Source organism: Streptomyces sp. NPDC006296, assembly GCF_040613235.1.
Classification (GTDB): Bacteria; Actinomycetota; Actinomycetes; order Streptomycetales; family Streptomycetaceae; genus Streptomyces.
On record NZ_JBEXRT010000021.1, the window covers coordinates 24,037 to 39,467 of the forward strand.

Consider the following 15,431-nt stretch of genomic DNA (forward strand, 5'->3'; position numbering starts at 1 on the left):
TCAGGTGCCTTTCGGGGTCAGCTGACGCCGCAGATACAGCCACGAGCTGAACAGCACGATGGTGGTGAGGACGACCGCCACCGCCGCTCCCGCTCCGGGGTGCAGGGCGAGGAAGGTCTCCTGGTACATCGAGACCGCGAGCGTCTCGGACTGCCGGCCCGGTCCGCCCTGGGTGAGCACCCAGATCAGGTCGAAGGACTTGAGTCCGTTCACCAGGCTGGTGCCGACGACGATCACCGACACGGTCCGCAGCTGGGGCAGCACGACGAACCAGAACTTCCGCCAGCCGGCCGCACCGTCCAGCGAGGCGGCCTCGAGGGTCTCCGGCGGGATGGTCTGGAGCCCCACGAGGAAGAGGATCACCGCCACGCCCGCCGACTGCCAGGTGTTGGCGATGATCATCACCAGTGTGTTCCCCGGCCACTCCAGCAGCCAGCCCTGGGCGAACGACTCCATGCCGAACGCCTTGAGCACCTGGTTCGCCGCGCCGTCGGTGTTGAGGACGAAGTTCCACACCACCGCGACCGCCGAGCCGGACAGGGCGTAGGGCAGGACGACGATCAGCCGGGCCGCACGGGACCAGCCGGCGCCCTGGGTCAGCACGGCGATGGCCAGGCCCAGCGCGAGCGGCAGCGCTACCGTGCCGCCCACCCACATCAGGGTGTTCTGGATCGAGCGGGTCAGCACCGGGTCGTCGAGGAAGAGGGCGTAGTTGTCCAGCCCGGCGAAGCCCGAGACGCGCCGGTCGTCGAAGAAGCTCCGGTAGAGGGTCGAGGCGAACGGGAGCAGCAGCAGCGCGCTCACCAGGAGGACGGCAGGGGCCAGGAAGCCGGCTCCGGCCAGCCTCTCCCGGGTCCGCCGGGTGGGCCGGCGGGCGGGTGGGGAGCCCGCGGGGCCGCGTCCCGCCGACGGGGACGCACCGGGGAGCGGCGCCGGGCGCCGGTCGAGGGAAGAGCTCATGCCTCGTCCCTCTCCCACACGGCCCACTCCTCGGCCGCCCGGCCCGCCATGCTGCGCAGCGTGGCCCGGGGGGAGGACGCCCCGGTCATGAAGCTCCCCAGGTCGTCGGTGTTCCCCTGGACGAGGTTGGGCGGGCCCGACTCGCCGTAGCGCGGCAGCAGGGTCCAGCCCTCCCGCAGCGACCGCTCCTTGAGGCCGGCCATCACCGGGTTGCCGGGCCGGGAGAGCGGATTGGCGGACGCGTCCTGGAGGAAGTCGGTCCACACCTTCTGGACCTTCGGATCGAGCCAGTTCGCCGCGTTGGCCATGGCCGCGTCGTGCGAGACGGCCTTGCGCGGCACGGCGAGCACCCCGGACTCGGTGATGACGGAGCGCCGGGTGGAGGCGTCGACGGGAGGCATGACGAAGGCGTCGAAGTCCACCCCCGGTGCCATCCCGGTGGCGGCGATCCCCTGGGACTGCCAGGAACCGTGCAGGAACATGCCGACCCGCCCGGCCTTCAGCGCGGCGGCACCGTTGTTCTGATCGAAGTCCGCCGGTGTCATCCAGCCCTTGCGCATGAAGTCCTGCCAGATCTGCAGGGCCTTCTCCGCCTGCGGGTCGGTGTAGCGCGCCTTCCCGCCGACCAGGTCCGCGTAGAACGCCGGGTCCACCTTGCTGACCAGCTCCTGGAACCACTCGTAGGCGGGCCAGTTGCCGCTCTGCGTGGCGACGAACGGGACGACGCCCGCCTTCTTCAGCACCTCGGCGTTGTGCAGCAGCTCCTCCCAGGTACCGGGCGCACGCAGACCGTGCTTCCGGAAGAGGGCCGTGCTGTAGAAGAGCACGTAGTACGACTCGTACAGCGGGATCCCGTAGACGGAGCCGCGGTACGACATCGCCTCACGGGTCTGCGGGGTGACCCAGCCCCTGCGTTCGTAGTCGGCCCACAGGGAGGAGAGGTCGCTGAGCTCTCCGGTGCGGGCCAGCGACTTGAGGAAGTAGCCCGAGGCCCACTTGATCATGTCGGTCGCCTTGGTCGTCTGCAGCGAGATCTGTGTGACCTGCCGGTACGACGTGGGATTCGGGTTGGACAGCGGACGCAGCGCGTGGCCGGTGAGCTTCTTCAGCTCCCGTCCGGCCGCGACGTAGCCCTCGTCCCAGGTGGCGTTGTCGTTGGCGAGCGAGGTGGTGCCGGGCTTCACCGCGGTGCTGTCGCCCCGTGCGCAGCCCGTCAGGACGGCCGCGCCGCCCGCTCCGATGCCCGCCAGGACGCTGCGGCGGCCGAGCGGGTGGGACGACCATCGTGTCGCCCCGCCGGTTGATCTCATGGGTTCCCTTCCCTCGGGACCCCGGCAGGGATCCCCGGCTCTGGGGTGTGGTGGGTGAGGGCGTACGGCCCTCCGAGAGATCTCGCCGCACCGCACGGCATCGGCGGTTCGGATGGCCAGGATGTTAACGACACCATGGGGCCGAAACAAGACTCCGTGACGAGAAAACGTCCGAAGACCGCGCCCAACTGCTGCGATGCATGACGATCGTGCACCGACCTTGTCCACCTTGATTGTTATCGATACCATCTTTCCGGTCGATCGATCGCCCGCCCCTCCAGGAGATCCCGTGCACCCAGAGTCCCGCCCCTACGAACACCGTCCCCGCTACCCGGCCGCCGGCGCCGTGGCCACCGGGTGGAGCGAGGCGGTCGCCTCCCTGCCCGCCCGGCCGGTCGTGCTCGCCCTGGACGGTCCCGCGGCCCTGGACTGGGACGAAGCTGCCCGCGGGATCACCGCGGCCCTGCGGGAGCGCTCCACCGGGACGGCGGTCCTCGACGTGCGCGCGCGCTGGTCACCGGAGGCCACGGAGCGGTTGTGCGTCCCGGGGCCCGACGCCGACGCCTTCATACTGCCGCTCGCCGGGTTCGAGATGGCCGATCTCTTCGACGGCCCGCTGTCCGTGGAGCGGCCCGGGACCGGCGTGCTGCTGGTGTTCGGCCCGGGCGCCGCCCTCTGCTCGCCCGACCTGGTCTGGTGGGCGGACCTGCCCAAGCGGTACGCCGAGCGTGCTGTCGCGTCCGGAGCACTGCCCGTGGGCGTCAACCTCGGGCGCCCGCACACGCCGGGTGAACTGCGCAGCCTCTTCTACACCGACTGGCCCGTCGCCGACCGCCACCGCGACGCCCTCGTGCACCGGATCGACCGGTGGATCGACGTACAGGACCCGCAGGCCCCCGCCTCCCTGGACGGCGAGGCGGTCCGCACCACGCTCGCCGGCCTCGCCCGGCAGCCGGTGCGCACCCGCCCGTACTTCAACTCCACCCCCTGGGGCGGGCAGTGGGCCGCCGACACGCTCGGTTTCGTGCCCGAGCACGGCAACACGGCCCTCGGCTACGAGCTGATCGCCCCCGAAGCGGGCGTCCTCGTCGGCGAGGACGCCGGACCGCTGGTGGAGCTGCCCTTCCAACTGCTGTGCGTCCTGCACCCCGAGCAGTTCCTCGGCGCGGACGTGCACCGGCGCTACGGCACCTCGTTCCCCATCCGCTTCGACTACCTCGACACCGTCGGCGGCGGCAACCTCTCCCTGCACTGCCACCCAAGGGAGCGGTACATGCGGGAGACCTTCGGCTGGCCCTACACCCAGCACGAGACCTACTACATCACCGCGAGCGACCCCGGCGCCCAGGTCTTCCTCGGACTGCGCCGGAGCACGGACGCGGACACCCTGCGCAAGGAGGTGGAGGCGTCGGCGACGCACGGCACACCGCTGCGCGTCGAGGACCACGTCCAGACGTTCCCCGCCGAGCCCGGTCAGCTGTTCCTGATCCCGGCGGGCACCCCGCACGCCTCCGGCGCCGGCAACCTCGTGCTGGAGATCAGCGCCACGCCCTACCTCTACTCGCTGCGCTTCTACGACTGGCTGCGCCGCTCCACATCCGGGGTGCCCAGGCCGCTGTCCCACCGCCACGCCTTCGCCAACCTCGACACCGCACGGAGCGGCCCCGAGGTCGCCCGGGACCTCGTCCAGCGGCCGCGCGTCCTCCGTGAGGGCGCCGGCTGGCGCGAGGAGGTCCTCGGGGACCTGCCCGAGATGTTCTACGCGGTCCACCGTCTCGTCCTCGACGGAACGGCACCCGCCGACGACGACACCGACGGCCGCTTCCACATCCTCAACGTCGTCGACGGCGACGGGGTGGTCGTCGAGACCGCCGACGGCCGGCGGCACGACCTCGCGTTCGCCGAGACCCTCACCGTGCCGGCGTCCGTCGGCGGCTACCGCCTCCACACCGTCGGTGAACGGCCCGCCCAGGTCGTCAAGTCCCTGGTGAAGCCGTCATGATCCGGGTGCCCGTGCTGGAGATCGGCGGCACCCACGTCACCGCCGCCCTGGTCGACACGGCCACCGGCCTGCCGGTGCCCCGGTCCGTCGTCCGCAGACCCGTCGCGGCCGGTGCCGGCGCCACGGAACTCCTCGACTCCTTCGCCGAGGCCGCCCGGCACCTCGCCGCGCCCGGCGGGGCGCGCTGGGGCGTCGCCCTGCCGGGGCCCTTCGACTACGCGGCCGGCATCGGCCGGTACCGGGGCATCGGCAAGTTCGAGTCGCTGCACGGCGTCGACGTCGGTACGGAGTTGCGCGCCCGGCTGCCGCGTCCGAGCGCCGTCAGCTTTCTCAACGACGCGGACGCCTTCGCCGTGGGGGAGTACCACAGCGGTGCCGCGGAACGGCGCGCGAGGGCCGTGTGCCTCACGCTCGGCACCGGCGTCGGATCCTCCTTCCTGCAGGACGGACGCCCCGTCACCGACGGCCCCACCGTGCCGCCCGAGGGCAGGGCGCACCGCATCACCGTCGACGGCCTGCCCCTGGAGGAGGTCGTCTCGCGACGGGCGATCCGCGCGCGCTACGCCCGGTCCGCGGGGCTCGACGCGCGGACCGAGGGCCCGGACGTCGGAGCCCTCGCCGACCTGGCGCGCGGCGGCGACCCGCACGCCGCGGCGGCGATCACCGGCTGCTTCACCGCGCTCGGGCGCGCCCTCGCACCCTGGTGCGCCGCGTTCGGGCCGGACGTCATGGTCGTCGGCGGCTCCATGGCCGCGTCCTGGGACCTCATCGGCCCCGCGCTGCGGAGCGGACTCACCGCCGCCGGGGCCGCGGGACCGGACGCGCGCACCACCGTCTCCGCGATGGGCCTGAGTCCCGCCCTCCGGCCCGACGCGGCCCTGATCGGCGCCGCCCACTGGGCCCTGGGGCACCCGGCGAGGGCCGTCACCCCACCCGCCGACGCCCACCGGGCCCACCGGGCGGACCGGCCGTGAGGCGGCCGGCCCGGAACCCGCGGGGAAGCGGCCGGATCCGCCCGCGGGGCCGGACGGCGCCACCGGCCCGGAGTTCTCTACAATGACGGCGCCTGCGGCTCCGGCAGCCCATCGACGGCACAGACTCCCTGACGGCACCAAGGAAGGAACGGCCGTGGCGCAGCACCGACCCACTGACGCCGCCGGCACGCCGACGATGCGTGACGTCGCCGCCCGCGCCGGGGTCAGCGCGATGACCGTCTCCCGGGTGCTCAAGGAGGACCCCCGGGTCACCGAGGCGACCAGGGAGCGGGTGCTGAACGCCGTCGACGCCCTCGGCTACCGGCGCAACGAGACCGCCCGCCGCCTCCGGGTCGGCGGCAGCGGGATGATCGGCCTGGTCGTCACGAACCTGGCCAACCCCTTCTACTCGCGGCTCGCGCTCGGCGTCCAGGAGGTCGCGTACGAACACGGCCTGCGGGTTCTGCTCGGCAACACCGCCGAACAGGTCGACCGGGAAAAGGGACTGGTGGAGGACCTGGCATCCCGTCAGGTCGACGGGATGATCGTGGTGCCCGCGGGCGGCAGCCACCGCCATCTGGGACCGGCCGCGCTGCGCGGCATGCCGATCGTCCTCGCCTCCCGGCCGCCCGCCGGCATGGACGCCGACTGCGTCCTGGTGGACGACTTCGGCGGAGCCGAGGCGGCCACCGGCCGGCTGATCGAGGACGGGCACCGGCGGATCGGCTTCCTGGGCAACCCGCCCGCCCTCTACACCGGCGCCGAACGCTTCCGCGGCTACTGGGCCGCCCACGAGGCGGCCGGCCTGGAGCCGGACGAACGCCACATCCGCCGCGGACTCGCCGACGTGGCCACCGCCGAGCGCGCCGCCGTCGCCCTGCTGGCGGAACCGGACGCCCCCACCGCGCTCTTCTGCACCAACAACCGTCTGACCCAGGGCGCCATCAGGGCCGTCCGCACCCTCGAAGTCCCCGTCTCCCTGGCCGGTTTCGACGACTTCGACCTCGCGGACGTCCTCGGGCTCCCCCTCACCATCGCGTCCTACGACGCCGACGAGATCGGGCGCAGGGCGGGCCAGATGCTGATCGACCGCATCAGCGCCGGCTCCGGCACCCCCGTGCCCGCACGACGCTCCGTGGTCCCCACCCAGGTCATCCGGTACGGGACCGACCGACCGTAACCCTCGCACCGTCCGCCCCTCCCCGGGACACCGCCGCCACCCGGCGGACCGGCGGACGGTCCGCCGCTCCGCGCGCGCAACCTTCGATGGAGTCCCCATGCACGACGACCGCCTGCTGACCGAACGCCGTCTCGCCCGGGTGCTCGACCAGCGCCTCAGGCCCGCAGTCCACGTCCGCTCCCTGCCGCTGGAGGTGAGCGCCCACCACGTGTCCGGCGAACCCGTGCCGGTGAGCGCGGGAATCGCCGGACCCTACGAACCGATCAGCACCGGCGCACCGTGGGGCCCCGCCTGGTCCACCAGCTGGTTCAGGATCCGTGGGACCGTCCCCGCCGACTGGGCGGGGGAGCGGGTCGAGGCCGTGCTCGACCTCGGCTTCGGCACCACCCAGCCCGGCTTCTCGGCCGAAGGCCTCGTCCACCGGGCCGACGGCACCCCCGTGAAGGCCCTCAATCCACGCAACACCTGGCTCCTCGTCGCCGAACAGGCCCAGGGCGGGGAGGACTTCGAGTTCCACATCGAGGCGGCCGCCAACCCGCTGATCTTCGACTCCGCGACCGCGGGCGACCCCTTCGTCCCCACCCGGGCCGGAGATGTCGCCTCCTGGCTGCGCGACGGGGGGAACACCGGATCCGCCGGCGAGCCGCTGTACCGGCTGACCCGGATGGACCTCGCCGTCTTCGACGCGACGGTCTGGGAGCTCGTCCAGGACCTCGACGTCCTGTCCGGACTCATGCACCAGCTCCCCGAGGACTCCACCCGCCGCAGCCAGATCCGGCACACGGTGAGCGCCGCCCTCGACGCCGTCGACCTCCAGGACATCGGCGGCACCGCCGCACGGGCCAGGACCCTGCTCGCCCCCGCGCTCGCCGCACCTGCGCACGCGGGCGCCCACCGGATCTCCGCCGTCGGCCACGCCCACATCGACACGGCCTGGCTGTGGCCGGTGCGCGAGACCGTCCGCAAGGCCGCCCGCACCGTCTCGAACGTCACCGCGCTGATGGACGACCACCCCGGGTTCCGGTTCGTCATGTCACAGGCCCAGCAGCTGGCCTGGCTCAAGGAACAGCGGCCCGAGGTCTACGCCCGGGTGCTGGAGAAGGCCGCGACCGGGCAGTTCCTGCCGACCGGCAGCCTCTGGGTCGAACCCGACACCAACCTCTCCGGCGGGGAGTCCCTGGTCCGCCAGTTCGTCCACGGCAAGCGGTTCTACCTGGAGGAGTTCGGCGTCGAGACGCGCGACATGTGGCTGCCGGACACCTTCGGCTACAACGCCGCGCTGCCCCAGCTCATGAAGCTGGCCGGCATCGACTGGTTCCTCACCCAGAAGATCTCCTGGAACACCACGAACGCGTTCCCGCACCACACCTTCTGGTGGGAGGGCATCGACGGCTCCCGCGTCTTCAGCCACTTCCCGCCCGTCGACTCCTACAACGGCGACCTCTCCGGTGCCGACATCGGCCACACCGAACGCAACTTCCGCGACAAGGGGGCCGCCAACCGCTCCCTGGTCCCCTTCGGCTACGGCGACGGCGGGGGCGGTCCCACCCGCGAGATGCTGGCGCGCGCCGACCGGCTCGCCGACCTGGAGGGATCCGCGAAGGTCGCGATGGAGGGGCCCGCGGAATTCTTCACCCGGGCCCACGCGGAGTACCCCGACGCGCCGGTCTGGGTCGGGGAGCTCTACCTGGAGCTGCACCGGGGCACCCTCACCAGCCAGCTCGCCACCAAACAGGGCAACCGGCGCAGCGAACACCTTCTCCGGGAGGCGGAACTGTGGTCGGCGACGGCCGCCCTGCGGACCGGTGAGCCGTATCCGTACGCCGCCCTCGACCGCATCTGGAAGACCGTCCTGCTGCACCAGTTCCACGACATCCTGCCCGGCTCCTCCATCGCCTGGGTGCACCGGGAGACGGAGCAGGCCCACGCGGAGGCCGCCCGCGAACTGAACGCCCTCATCGACACCGCCCAGCGCGCCCTGGCCGGACCGCCGGACCCCGAGGGCGGCGTCGTCGTCTTCAACGCCGCCCCGCACGAGCGCGACGGCGTGCCTGCACTCGCCGCCGCCCCCCGCCGCGCACCCCTGCGGACGGCACCCGTACGACCGGGCGACGACGGCAGCCTCGTCCTGGACAACGGCCTGGTCAGGATCACCGTCGACGCCCGCGGCCTGATCACGTCGGCGTACGACCTGACCGCCGGACGCGAGGCGCTCGCCCCCGGCGCCGCGGGCAACCTCCTCCAGCTCCACCAGGACTTCCCCAACCAGTGGGACGCCTGGGACCTGGACGCGTTCTACCGCAACACCGTGCAGGACATCGACCGGGCCGAGACGGTGACCGCCCACGAGGACGCCGTCGAGATCGTGTGGCACGTCAACCGGTCGCGCGTCCGCCAGCGCCTCACCCTCCAGGAAGGCACCCGCCGACTCGACATCGACACCGTCCTGGACTGGCGGGAACGGGAGAAGATCCTCAAGGTCGCCTTCCCCTTCGACCTCCGTGCCCGGCACTCCACCAGCGAGATCCCCTTCGGCCACGTCCAGCGGCCCACCCACTCCAACACCAGCTGGGACGCCGCCCGCTTCGAGATCTGCGCCCACCGCTTCCTGCACGTCGCGGAACCGGGCTGGGGAGCGGCGCTGGTCAACGACTCCACCTACGGGCACGACGTCACCCACGACGTCCGCCCCGACGGCGGCACGACGACCACCGCCAGGCTCTCGCTCCTGCGCGCCCCGCTCTTCCCGGACCCGGACACCGACCAGGGCGAACACCACCTGCGCTACGGCCTGGTGATCGGCGCGGACATCGGCGACGCCGTCCGCGAGGGCTACCGCTTCAACCTCGCCGAACGCACCTGCGCCGGCACGAGCACCGTCGCCCCGCCGGCCGAGGCCGACCACCGCGCCGTCGTGATCGAGGCGGTCAAGCTCGCGGACGACCGCTCGGGAGACGTGATCGTACGGCTCTACGAATCGCTCGGCGGGCGCGCCACGACGACCCTGCGCGCCGGGTTCCCACTGGCCGCCGCCACCACGACCGACCTGCTCGAACGCCCCGTCGACGGCGGCCCCGACCTGCCCGTCACCGCCGACGGCGTACGGCTCGCGCTGCGCCCCTTCCAGATCGTGACGGTGCGGCTGACCCCTCGCGCCTGAACGGCGGGGACCGCGGGACGGCCGGGCTCGCTCGACCGGGGCCGTACGGCGGCTCAGTCCTCCGCGTCGCGGACCAGGAGCGCGACCTGCACCCGGTTCTCGGCGGCCAGCTTGGCGAACAGGGCGCCGGTGTGCGCCTTGACCGTCGCGACGGTGATCCGCAGCCGCTCGGCGATCTGCGGGTTGTCCAGCCCGTCCGCGATGGCCCGGGCGGTCTCCCGCTCCCGCTCGGTCAGCACGGACAGCCGTTCGCGCGCGGCGGCCCGCGAACGCTCACGGGTGTGCGAGGAGTCCGGACCGGTGGCCGCCGCGATCACCCGTGCGGTGGCCGCGGGGGAGAGCACCGGGTTGCCGTCCGCGACGGTCCGCACCGCGTCGAGGATCCGGGAGGGCGGGGTGTCCTTGAGGACGAAACCGAGCGCCCCGGCGCGCAGCGCCCCGAGCACCAGGTCGTTGGAGTCGAAGGTGGTGAGCATCAGGACCCGGGGCGGCGCGGGCCGGGCGAGCAGCTCCCGGGTCGTGTCCAGACCGTCCCGCCCCGGCATCCGCACGTCCATCAGCACCACGTCGGGCCGCAGTTCGTCCACCACGGCCAGAGCGGCGTTCCCGTCGGCCGCCTCGGCCACGACGGTCAGGTCCGGTTCGCCGTCGATGACGAGCCGCAGGGCCATGCGCACCAGTTGTTCGTCGTCGACGATGACGACACGGACGGGGGCCTGCCGGTTGTCCATTCACGCGCTCTTCTCGTAGCTGTGGGCGGGACCGTCCGGCCAGGGCAGCCGTGCGGTGAGGACGTATCCGCCCTCGGGTGTCGGACGGTGGTCGAGTTCGCCGCCGGCGAGGGCGATCCGCTCGCCGAGACCCAGCAGGCCGAAGCCGGAGGCCGGCGGCGGTGCCGTGCGCAGGGGGGCCGGTCCGTTGCGCACGCCGATGTCGAGGGTGCCGTCCGCGGCGCCGGCGAGGGTGACGCGCACGACCGCTCCCGGAGCGTGTTTGGCGGCGTTGGTCAGCGCCTCCTGGACGATCCGGTAGCAGGTCCGCCCGACGCCGCCGGGCGGCGCCCCGGACACGGTGTCGGTGAGAGTGACGTCGAGACCCGAGGCGCGGGCGTCGGCCACCAGGTCCGGGACGCGGTCGAGGGAGGGCTGAGGCGGCTCCGGCCGGCCGGGGTCGGCGCGGAGCACCCCGAGGACCTCCCGCAACTCCTCCAACGCCTGGTGGGAACCCTCCGCTATTCCCCGGACCAGGACGCGGCGCTCGTCGGCGGCGAGGTCGCCGCCGCGGTGGTCGAGCACCCCGGCCTGCATGGCCACCAGGGAGATCCGGTGCGCGAGGACGTCATGCATCTCGCGGGCGATCCGGTTGCGCTCCAGGGTCCGTGCCTGCGCCGCACGCGCGTACTGCTCCCGCTCCGCGCTCTCCGCCCGCTCCCGCAGCGACCGCACCTCGACCCGCCGCGCCCCGACCGCCATCCCGGCGGCCACCGCGATCCCCGCGGTCAGCGCGGGCGCCGCGAACTGGGCCCACCACCACACCTCGGGCGGCTGCTCCAACGGGTACACGTCGACGGCGAGCTGTGACGCCGTCACATAGGCGACGACGACGGCCCCGATCTCCACCGGGCGACGGCGGGCGGACAGCGAGCACATCGCCAGCAGCGCGGCGCCGGTGGCCAGCGCCGACACGCTGGAGGCGATCACGACCGTCAGGGCGACCGTGAGCGGCCACCGGCGCCGCCCGAGCAGCACCGCCAGGCAGCCCAGGGCCACCAGCGGATCGGCGACCAGGGTCCAGGTGCCCGGACTGCCGGTCTGGTTCCGCATCAGCACGAGCGTCGACAGCCAGATCGGCAGGCTCACCACGACCGCCACCGTCAGCCGCCAGGTCTGCTGCCACACCCCGAGCCGAGGCCCCACATCCGTGTTCACCAGGCCATTGTCCCCATATCGCGGGACCGCCGGATCCGACCGCGGACCGAGGCGCCCTAGACCCAGGTCTAACCGGTACCTCTCCCGCGGTCGGGACACGGCCCGTCCGCCGGGCCGATGTGCCTCCCTCGCCCGGCGGACAGACTCGTTCACGAGCCGGTCACACCCCCCACAGGAGGAACCCCCATGCGCAGAAGACTGTCCCTCGCTCTCGCCGCCGTCACGGTGGCGATGACCGCCCTCCCGGCGGCGGCGTCGTCCGCCACGACCGCGACGGCGCCGGGCACCCTGCGCTGGGGTCCCTGCCCCGAGGGGGCCTCCGCGCCCCGCCTGGAGTGCTCGACGCTCGAAGTCCCGCTCGACCACCGGGACCCCGGCGGCCGGCAGATCGAGATCGCCGTCTCCCGGCTGGCCAGCGAGAAGCCCGCCCAGCGGCGCGGCGTCCTGCTGACCAACCCCGGCGGCCCGGGCGGCGCAGGCCTGACCTACCCGGCCGTACTCGCCGCGGCGGGACTGCCGCAGGAGGTGCTCGACTCGTACGACCTCATCGGCTTCGACCCGCGCGGTGTCAGCCGCAGCGCGCCGGTGACCTGCGACCTGACGCAGGAGCAGCAGTGGCGCGGCAACTTCCCGCCGTACGCGCACACCGCGGCCGACGTCACCCGGGAGGCCGGCCACGCCCGCAGGATCGCCACGCAGTGCACGAGCGCGCGGACGGCGGAGACGCTGCCGCACATGACCACGGCCGAGACCGCCCGCGACATGGACCGGATCCGGGCAGCCCTGGGCGAGCCGAACCTGTCGTACCTCGGTGCCTCCTACGGCAGTTACCTCGGCGCGGTCTACACGACCCTGTTCCCGCGGCGCGGTGACCGGATCGTCCTCGACAGCAACTTGGGCCCCGGCGGCTACGACGTCACGGCCATGCGGCTGTTCGCCCGGGGGATGGAGGACCGCTTCCCCGACTTCGCCGCCTACGCCGCCGGGCACCCCGAGTACGGGCTGGGCTCCACCCCGCAGGAGATCACCGCCACCTTCCACGAGCTCGTGGAGAAGCTGGACGCGAAGCCCGTCCAGGGCGTCGACGGGACCGCACTCCGTGCCTACACCTTCGAGCAGCTCTACGCCGACGGCTCCATGCCCCGGCTCGCCGAGTTCTGGCAGGCGGTCGACACGGGCGCCACGCTGCCGCTCCCGGAGCTGACCGACGACGTGGAGAACCTCATGGCCGCACGCTTCGCCGTGGTCTGCGGAGACTCACGCTGGCCGGACACCGTCCGGGAGTACCAGCGCAACGTCGCCGTCGACCGGGTCAAGTACCCGATGCTGGGCGGCTCCACGGCGAGCATCAACCCCTGCGCCTTCTGGCCGCGGGAGCGGACCGAACCGCCGGTGCGCATCACCGGCCACGGACCCGCGAACGTGCTGATGGTCCAGAACGAGCGCGACCCGGGCACACCGCTGGCCGGCGCCCGGAAACTGCGCCGGGCCTTCGGCGAGCGGGCCGTGATGGTGACGGCCGACCAGGGCGGACACGGCGTCTACCCGTACGGCGGCAACCGGTGCGTCAAGGACGCCGCGACGACGTTCCTCACCACCGGGGAACGCCCCGCGCGGGACCGCGCCTGCGCGGCGGAACCGGGCACGTGAGCGAGCAGCGGAGGCATCGGACATGTTCGAGGAGATGCGAAGCCGCCGGGCCGCCCGGCGGATCACCCCGGGAGACGGACGGCCGCTCAAGCGGTTCCGCTGGTGGCAGCTGCCCTACCGCTCGCTGTTCTACCTCCGCCTGCCCGACGGGCTGGGCGGACAGGCGGTCTACGCCGTGGACGTCAAGCGGGGCCAGGACCAGACGTCCGAGACGGCCGGGACCGACCTGTACCTCGACGGCAGGCACCACGCCCGGTCGAAGCTCCCCGCCTCCTTCCCGGTCCCCGGCGGCACCGTCGAGGTACGGCTGAGCGGCTTCGGGCTCCGGCGCTGCCACTACGTCACCACCAAGGGCACCGAGCACCTGCTCGTCCCGGACAGTGCCTCGGCCGAGGGCCGCCGCGCCCGTCTCGACCGGGCCCATCCGGTGCTGAGCCGTATGATCGGCGCCGTCTCGCTGACCGTGCTCCTCGTCGCCCTGGTCGTGCTCGTCGCCCAGGTCGCCGAACAGATCACCGCGGTACCCCCGGTGGCCGAGCGGGTGGGCGCCTTCACCGCGCCGGTCGATCTCTCCTTCTGGCCCAATCTCGCGCTGACCCTGGTCACCCTGGTGGCGGGCACCGAGCGGGCCCTGCGGCTGCGGTACAGCCGGCTGCTCGACGGCGCGGCGGGCTGACCCCGGCGGGGTGGGACCCCGGGCCGCCCGCGGATCGTCGGCCCGGGGTGGGACCACCAGACGGCCGGCTCCGGTGCGACGCGTCAGGCCCAGCCTCGCGGATGTGCGAGACGGGGCCTGAGTCCGGGACGGGGCCTGGGCCGAGGCGGTGCGGGGAACGGCGGTGCACGGGTGTCACACCGCCGTCCAGCGCCGTCCCCGCCGGTTCTCCGAGGGTCAGTTGTGCGCCTCGTCGATGGTGACGGCGACGCCGTCCTTGATCTTGACGATGACGGCGATGCCGCCCTTCTTGGCCGCTGCCTCGAGATCCTTCTCGGTGCAGTCGATGACGTCGCTGGGGTCGCCGCAGATCCAGCCGGCACCGTTGATCCGGGTCTCGGTGGAGGTGAAGAACGCGCGCTCGGAGTCTTCGCCCTTCAGGCTGTACTTGCCCGGGGCCATGTACCCGAGCTTCCCGGTGAAGAGGTCGGAGGTGTCCCCGCCGCCGGCACGGTCCTCGACGACGCTGACGGCCACACCGTTCTTGAGCTCGACCGACGCCGCGAATCCCTTCTTGGCCGCGGCTTCGAGCTGCTCCTCGGTGCAGGGCGTGGCGGCCTGTCCGTTCGCGTCCCCGCAGATCGTGCCCGCGCCCTGGATCTCGGTGCTCTCGGAGACGAAGAACGCCTGCCCAAAGTCGTCCTTGCCCGTGATCATGTACTTCCCGGGCGCCATGTAGGAGACCTCTCCGGCTCGTTCGCCGGTCACTCCCTTGCTGCCGGTCTCGCTGCCCGAGCCGTCGCTCGACCGGGTCCCGACGGCATCGGTGCCCTTCTCCCCGTCGCCGGACTTCCCCGTGCCGGCCGAGTTCGAAGCCGGGGTCCCGCTCGACTTGCTGTCACTGTCCGTGCTCTCCCCCTGGCAGGCCGTCAGCAGCACGGTCGTGGCCATCAGAGCGGCGGCGGTGAGAACGGTCTTGCGGTGGTAGCTGCGAAGCATGTCAGGAATCCCTCTCCTGGTGGTGATGATGCGGTCGGTTGGTCATTCCGACCGAGCTGGTCACTCGGTTGATCACCAGCCTGACCGGCATGACGATCACTGAAAAGTGCGGTTACGGAACCAGGACACTCCTGGCGAGACCGTGGGACACGAGGGTGCGAAAGGGTCACTGTCTCCTCGGCCCGTTCACATTTCTCACGTGACCTTGGACGTGACGGGCCCTCAGGGCCAGGCGGGTCACCCGGCCGCGAACGGCGGCGCTCGTTCTCCCCTTCGCCCGCGGTTCGAGCCCGGGAACCCGCTCGCGGCGGAACGCGTCACGGTGACGCGCCCCGGCCCTCACCGGTCACGGAAGGTGACGATCCGGCCGTCGTCCGGCTGCTCCCGCCGACGATCGCCCGGCGACGGACTCCGACGCCTGTCCCGAGACGGAGTGGTCGGCGGGAGCAGCCGGACGACGGGGGACGCCGATGACCTGACGGGTGCTCGGCGTGCCCGCCGGGGGAGCGCCGGGCACTCGCAGACGTGAGCACACGGGCCGGAGCGCGGGGCACGGACCGGCGTTCACCGTCCATGACCCCGCGTCAGCCGATGCCGCGCCCCGGCGGAGCGG

General features: G+C 72.9%; 11 protein-coding genes. 6 read left to right on the forward strand and 5 right to left on the reverse strand.

All coding sequences use genetic code 11. The features are described from left to right. Complete coding sequence (locus ABZ172_RS16900; protein ID WP_356884496.1) at positions 1 to 960, reverse strand: sugar ABC transporter permease; 960 nt, start codon at positions 958 to 960, stop codon at positions 1 to 3. Further along, positions 957 to 2,270 (reverse strand): extracellular solute-binding protein, encoded by a 1,314-nt coding sequence (locus ABZ172_RS16905; protein ID WP_356884497.1) that lies wholly within the window; start codon positions 2,268 to 2,270, stop codon positions 957 to 959. The genes ABZ172_RS16900 and ABZ172_RS16905 overlap by 4 nt, the downstream gene beginning before the upstream one ends. Positions 2,271 to 2,559: 289 nt before the next feature. Here ABZ172_RS16905 and ABZ172_RS16910 point away from each other — a divergent pair, with 289 nt between their 5' ends. From ABZ172_RS16910 to ABZ172_RS16925, 4 genes are all read left to right on the forward strand, one after another. Next, entirely contained in the window at positions 2,560 to 4,272 is a 1,713-nt protein-coding gene (locus ABZ172_RS16910; RefSeq protein ID WP_356884498.1) for a class I mannose-6-phosphate isomerase, read from the forward strand. Further along, positions 4,269 to 5,246, forward strand: a complete 978-nt coding sequence (locus ABZ172_RS16915) for an ROK family protein (protein ID WP_356884499.1) — start codon at positions 4,269 to 4,271, stop codon at positions 5,244 to 5,246. The genes ABZ172_RS16910 and ABZ172_RS16915 overlap by 4 nt, the downstream gene beginning before the upstream one ends. Positions 5,247 to 5,442: 196 nt before the next feature. Beyond that, on the forward strand, positions 5,443 to 6,426 hold the full coding sequence (locus tag ABZ172_RS16920) for a LacI family DNA-binding transcriptional regulator (protein ID WP_356884565.1): 984 nt from the start codon (positions 5,443 to 5,445) through the stop codon (positions 6,424 to 6,426). 97 nt (positions 6,427 to 6,523) lie between these two features. Further along, complete coding sequence (locus tag ABZ172_RS16925) at positions 6,524 to 9,586, forward strand: glycoside hydrolase family 38 C-terminal domain-containing protein (protein ID WP_356884500.1); 3,063 nt, start codon at positions 6,524 to 6,526, stop codon at positions 9,584 to 9,586. Between the two features lie 53 nt (positions 9,587 to 9,639). Here the strand turns inward: ABZ172_RS16925 and ABZ172_RS16930 are convergent, their stop codons facing one another. Both ABZ172_RS16930 and ABZ172_RS16935 read right to left on the reverse strand, forming a co-directional pair. Then, positions 9,640 to 10,317, reverse strand: a complete 678-nt coding sequence (locus ABZ172_RS16930; RefSeq protein ID WP_356884501.1) for a response regulator transcription factor — start codon at positions 10,315 to 10,317, stop codon at positions 9,640 to 9,642. Then, positions 10,318 to 11,514 (reverse strand): histidine kinase, encoded by a 1,197-nt coding sequence (locus tag ABZ172_RS16935; RefSeq protein ID WP_356884502.1) that lies wholly within the window; start codon positions 11,512 to 11,514, stop codon positions 10,318 to 10,320. 186 nt (positions 11,515 to 11,700) lie between these two features. Between ABZ172_RS16935 and ABZ172_RS16940 the strand changes: the two genes are divergently transcribed. Together ABZ172_RS16940 and ABZ172_RS16945 are read left to right on the forward strand one after the other, a co-directional pair. After that, entirely contained in the window at positions 11,701 to 13,164 is a 1,464-nt protein-coding gene (locus ABZ172_RS16940) for an alpha/beta hydrolase (RefSeq protein ID WP_356884503.1), read from the forward strand. Between the two features lie 22 nt (positions 13,165 to 13,186). Then, positions 13,187 to 13,840, forward strand: coding sequence for a hypothetical protein (locus ABZ172_RS16945; RefSeq protein ID WP_356884504.1), 654 nt, complete (start codon positions 13,187 to 13,189; stop codon positions 13,838 to 13,840). A gap of 216 nt (positions 13,841 to 14,056) precedes the next feature. On the opposite strand, the gene ABZ172_RS16950 is transcribed toward ABZ172_RS16945, so the two are convergent. Next, a complete protein-coding gene (locus tag ABZ172_RS16950) occupies positions 14,057 to 14,818 on the reverse strand; it encodes a hypothetical protein (RefSeq protein WP_356884505.1) in 762 nt (253 codons plus the stop codon). Positions 14,819 to 15,431 lie beyond the last annotated feature (613 nt).

Excerpts from the sequence above, each read along its gene's own strand:
- ABZ172_RS16900 (WP_356884496.1), bottom strand. The coding sequence starts at position 960 with ATGAGCTCTTCCCTCGACCGGCGCCCGGCGCCGCTCCCCGGTGCGTCC.
- ABZ172_RS16905 (WP_356884497.1), bottom strand. The coding sequence starts at position 2,270 with ATGAGATCAACCGGCGGGGCGACACGATGGTCGTCCCACCCGCTCGGC.
- ABZ172_RS16915 (WP_356884499.1), top strand. The coding sequence starts at position 4,269 with ATGATCCGGGTGCCCGTGCTGGAGATCGGCGGCACCCACGTCACCGCC.
- ABZ172_RS16920 (WP_356884565.1), top strand. The coding sequence starts at position 5,443 with ATGCGTGACGTCGCCGCCCGCGCCGGGGTCAGCGCGATGACCGTCTCC.
- ABZ172_RS16925 (WP_356884500.1), top strand. The coding sequence starts at position 6,524 with ATGCACGACGACCGCCTGCTGACCGAACGCCGTCTCGCCCGGGTGCTC.
- ABZ172_RS16930 (WP_356884501.1), bottom strand. The coding sequence starts at position 10,317 with ATGGACAACCGGCAGGCCCCCGTCCGTGTCGTCATCGTCGACGACGAA.
- ABZ172_RS16940 (WP_356884503.1), top strand. The coding sequence starts at position 11,701 with ATGCGCAGAAGACTGTCCCTCGCTCTCGCCGCCGTCACGGTGGCGATG.
- ABZ172_RS16945 (WP_356884504.1), top strand. The coding sequence starts at position 13,187 with ATGTTCGAGGAGATGCGAAGCCGCCGGGCCGCCCGGCGGATCACCCCG.
- ABZ172_RS16950 (WP_356884505.1), bottom strand. The coding sequence starts at position 14,818 with ATGCTTCGCAGCTACCACCGCAAGACCGTTCTCACCGCCGCCGCTCTG.